Origin of the sequence: Microbacterium sp. K41 (genome assembly GCF_004794395.1) — a bacterium.
In the GTDB taxonomy this organism is placed as follows: Bacteria; Actinomycetota; Actinomycetes; order Actinomycetales; family Microbacteriaceae; genus Microbacterium; species Microbacterium sufflavum.
On record NZ_SSDO01000230.1, the window covers coordinates 1 to 4610 of the forward strand.

4 protein-coding genes are annotated in these 4610 nt (G+C 71.0%); 2 read left to right on the forward strand and 2 right to left on the reverse strand.

What is annotated here, in order from left to right:
• Positions 1-1212, reverse strand: a 1212-nt coding sequence (locus DW309_RS06375; protein ID WP_136044884.1) for a trans-sulfuration enzyme family protein, incomplete at its 3' end; no start/stop codon positions are given.
• Positions 1213-1324: 112 nt separating this feature from the next.
• On the opposite strand from DW309_RS06375, the gene DW309_RS06380 reads away from it, so the two are divergent.
• On the forward strand, positions 1325-1792 hold the full coding sequence (locus tag DW309_RS06380) for an Lrp/AsnC family transcriptional regulator (protein ID WP_136029008.1): 468 nt from the start codon (positions 1325-1327) through the stop codon (positions 1790-1792).
• A 423-nt stretch (positions 1793-2215) separates the two neighbouring features.
• Complete coding sequence (locus DW309_RS06385; protein ID WP_136044885.1) at positions 2216-3919, forward strand: AMP-binding protein; 1704 nt, start codon at positions 2216-2218, stop codon at positions 3917-3919.
• A 4-nt stretch (positions 3920-3923) separates the two neighbouring features.
• Here the strand turns inward: DW309_RS06385 and DW309_RS06390 are convergent, their stop codons facing one another.
• A complete protein-coding gene (locus DW309_RS06390) occupies positions 3924-4292 on the reverse strand; it encodes a hypothetical protein (RefSeq protein ID WP_136044886.1) in 369 nt (122 codons plus the stop codon).
• Positions 4293-4610 lie beyond the last annotated feature (318 nt).

Genomic DNA, 4610 nt, shown 5'->3' on the forward strand with positions numbered 1-4610 from the left:
CACCGCGACCGGGTCGGCGCCGTCGCCCGTCGAGCGCTCGGCGAGCACCGCGAACGCGCGGTCCAGGTCGGCGATCAGGTCGTCCGCGTTCTCGAGGCCGATCGACAGCCGCAGCACGTCGGCGGCGGGTCGTGCCTCCGGGGGCACCGGACGGTGCGTGAGAGCGGCAGGGTGCTGGATCAGCGAGTCCACGCCCCCGAGCGACACGGCGTGCGTGAACAGCGAGGTCGCCGACGCCACCGCCGACGCCGCCGCGTACCCGCCCCGCATCCGCATCGCGATCATGGCGCCCGTGCCGCGCATCTGCCGGCCGAGGATCCCGCGGGGATCCCCGTCGAGCCCGGGGTAGAAGACCTCGGCGACCTCTGGTCGGTCGATCAGCCACTGCACGAGGCGGCGAGCAGTGTCCTGCTGCTGCCGCACGCGCACGGGCAGGGTCGTGAGCCCGCGGTGGAGGAGATATGCGCCGAGCGGGTGCAGCAGCCCCCCGGTCACGGCACGCACTCGGCGCAGCGCTTCTGCGGTCTCCTCGTCGCAGGCGACGACGCCAGCGATCACGTCGCCGTGGCCGCCGAGGTACTTGGTGGCGCTGTGCAGCGACATCGCCGCGCCCAGGTCGATCGGGTTCTGCAGCACCGGGGTGGCGAACGTGTTGTCGACCACGACCGGGACGTCGCCGGCCTGGCGCACCACGTCGGCGATGTCGGCGATATCGAGCGTCGGGTTGGCGGGCGTCTCGACGACCACGAGCCCGGTGTCGGGACGGATCGACGCGGCGACCTCCTCGGGGCGGCAGTACGTGGTGTCGACGCCGAGCAGCCCCGAGCCCAGCAGGTGGTCGGTGCCGCCGTACAGCGGACGGACCGCGACCACGTGGCGGGTGCCCGTCGCACCGGTGCGGGCGAGGATCACCGCGGTCATGGCGGCCATGCCCGACGCGAACGCGACCGCGGCCTCCGCGTGCTCGAGCTCGGCGAGGGCCTCCTCGAAGCGCGCGACCGTGGGGTTCCAGAGTCGGGCGTAGACCATGCTGCCGTCGGCGGGCGGACGGCCCCCGGTGGCCATGGCCTCGTACGAGTCGCCCCCGCGCTCGACATCGGGCAGCGGGTTGGTGGTGGACAGGTCGATCGGCAGCGCGTGGACGCCGAGCCCCTCCAGGTCGGAGCGGCCGCTGTGGACGGCGATCGTGTCGAGATGCAGCGGTGCGGTCATGCCTCCACGTTGCCGGAAACGCGAGTGAACCGCGGGAATTCGACAGCATCCGCGGCAGTAGAGGGCAAATCCGATATTCTGTGCAACGTCCGATGAGCGGGAGGGCGGCACCTTGGCGAAAGCGCAACTCGACGAGACCGATCTGGAGCTGCTCGCGGCGCTGACCCGCGATGCCGAGATCACGAACAAGGCTCTCGCGCATCGGCTGGGGTTGGCCGAGTCCACGTGCGCGCACCGCGTGCGGGCACTGCGCGAGCGCGGCATCATCCGCGACACCCGCGTGCGGGTCGACGGCGCGGCGCTCGGATACCCGCTGCAGGCGATCATCAAGGTGCGCCTCGCCAATCACACCGGGCCGAAGGTGACGGCGCTCTTCGACGCCCTCGTCGCGGTGCCCCGCGTGCTGCAGGTGTTCCACGTCGCGGGCGTCGACGACTTCCTGGTGCACGTCGCGGTGGAGGATGCGACGGCGCTGCGCGACATCGTGCTGGAACACATCACGATCCACCCGGTCGTGCGCGGCACCGAGACCCAGCTCGTGTTCGAGCTCCGCGACGGCACCGGCCTGCTCCCCCGCTAGCTCATCCCCTTCCCGTCACCGACCGCTCTTACCCGTTCTGCCTCTCTCCGCACTTGTGTCGCAGTGAGCCGGTTGGTCGTGATGCCGACAACGATCGCTGCCCCGATCCCAACCGGGACACCGACGGGCGACGGCAGGAACAGGGCCGCCGCGAGGAATGCCACGGGGAGCATCAGCATCCCGACGACGAACACGGCAGGGGGCGCATTGGTACTCATGCGCGGGCGCGGAGTCCTCTTCGTCGCCTCCACCATCGCCCTCCTCTGGCTCGCCTGACTGGAGCTCCCACCAGACTAGCGTCGTCAAATGAGGACACTGGTATACCTTCTCTCCGGTCGACGGGAGGACATGAGAAGCGGCGCGGGGCGTGCCGTCCGGCGGGCCGACGCGGAAAGATGGAGTGCACGCCAGCAAAGGAGCACCATGAGCCGCAGTGCCACCGCCGCCACGAACGCCGTCCGCGAGATGCGCGACTTCCTGTTCGAGCACGCCACGGACTATGCCGCCGCGCGGGCGGGATTCGCGTGGCCGCAGGTCGACGAGTTCAACTTCGCCCTGGAGTGGTTTGACGTGGTGGCCGCCGAGAATCCGCAGCGCCCCGCCGTGCAGATCGTCGACGCCGACCTTCGCCTGCGGTCGTGGACGTATGGCGAGCTCTCCGCCCGCTCCGACCAGGTCGCGTCCTGGCTCGCGGGGCTCGGCATCCGCCGCGGTGACCACGTGATCGTGATGCTCAACAACACGATCGAGCTGTGGGAGGTGATGCTGGCGATCACCAAGATCGGGGCGGTGTCGATTCCGACGTCCACGCTGCTGTCGGCCACCGACCTCGCCTATCGCGTGGAGCACGGCCGCGCCAGCGCCGTCGTCACCCTCGGGACTCTCGCCGAACGGGTCGACGGTCTCGGCCCCGACATCCTCCGCATCGGCGTCGGCGAGGCCCCGCCCGCCTGGGCCCGATACGCCGACTCCGCCGCCTCGCCCGCCGCGTTCGAGCCGGACGGCCCGACCCCCGCGTCCGACACCGCGCTGCTGTACTTCACCTCGGGCACCACGAACCGGCCGAAGCTCGTGCAGCACACCCACGTCTCGTATCCGGTCGGGCACCTGTCGACCATGTGGTGGCTCGGGGTCCGCCCCGACGACGTGCACCTCAACATCTCCTCGCCCGGGTGGGCGAAGCACGCGTGGTCGAGCTTCTACTCGCCTTTCCTGGCCGAGGCCACCGTGTTCGTCTACGACTACGCCCGGTTCGACGCGAACACGCTCATGCAGGTCATGGACACCCACCACGTGTCGACCTTCTGCGCCCCGCCGACCGTGTGGCGCATGCTCATCCAGGCCGACCTGGGCCGCCTGACCCACCCTCCGCGCGAGCTGGTGGGCGCCGGCGAGCCGCTGAACCCCGAGGTCATCGACCGGGTGCGGGAGGCCTGGGGCGGCACCATCCGCGACGGTTTCGGCCAGACCGAGATGACGGCGTGCATCGGCAACGCCCCCGGGCAGCCGGTGAAGATCGGCTCGATGGGCCGCCCGTTGCCGGGATACCCGGTGGTGCTGCTCGACCCCGCCACGGGCGCGGTGGTCGAGCGGGAGGGCGAGATCGCGCTCGACCTATCGCGCGCGCCGCTCGGACTCATGGCGGGGTACTACGACGACCCGGAGAAGACGGCGGAGTCACGCGCCGGCGGCTACCACCACACGGGCGACATCGCGGTGCGCGACGACGACGGCTACCTCACCTACATCGGGCGCTCCGACGACGTGTTCAAGGCCTCGGACTACAAGATCTCGCCGTTCGAGCTCGAGTCGGTGCTCCTGGAGCACGAGCTCGTAGTCGAGGCGGCCGTGATCCCCAGCCCCGACCCGACGCGGCTCGCGGTGCCGAAGGCGTACGTGTGCCTGACCGCGGATGCGGCGGACGAGACGGCCGCGGCGCGATCCGTGTTCGCGTACGCGCACGAGCGCCTGTCGTCGCACCTGTGGGTGCGGATCATCGAGTTCGTGCCGGAGCTGCCGAAGACCATCTCGGGCAAGATCCGTCGCGTGGAGCTGCGGGCGCGCGAGGCCGAGCGCGTCGCGTCGGGCGACGACTCACGGCAGCACCGCGACCGCGACTACCGCTGAGCGCTCAGGAGACGACGGCGACGGGCGACGTGGGCGTCGACGACGTCGCCGCCTTGACGACCGCGGCGACCTTCGGCGTCCCGGTCTTCGCGGGAGCCGCGGCCACCGGAAGCGCCTCGGCCGGCGCCTCGCTGCGGCGCGTCAGCCCCGCGGCACCCACCATGCCGCGCACGACGCCGCCGATCGTGAGCATCAGCACGAGTGCGGAGCCCGAGATGATCAGCGGCAGCCACTGGCTGCCGAAAGACGCGGTGACGCTCAGCAGCGCCCCGACGATCCAGACCCCGACGGCCCCGCCGGTGAGACCACCGGCACCCCGCGCGATCGCGATCCCGGCGACGATCGCGCAGATCACGGCGATCGCCGCGCCCACGTATCCGATCGGAATCAGGACCGCTGCCAGCTCACTGGCCACCCTCAATGTCGTCATGTTGACCCCCCGGTCTGCGGAATTCCCGCATTCTCGACACTAGAAGTGTGTCCCCTCCGGGCCATCCGTCTCAAGTCCGATCCGCATCATCCTCCAGAGGGATATATCGGCTGGATCGGCGACGCACACGAACGCCCCGCGGCCCTGGCGAGGACCGCGGGGCGCTCCGGAGGCATGGCGTCTCACCGGCTCCGCCAGGGACGCCGGGCACCGGCCTGGCCTACTGCTGCGCCGGAGCCTGGAACCCGTCCAGGATCCACC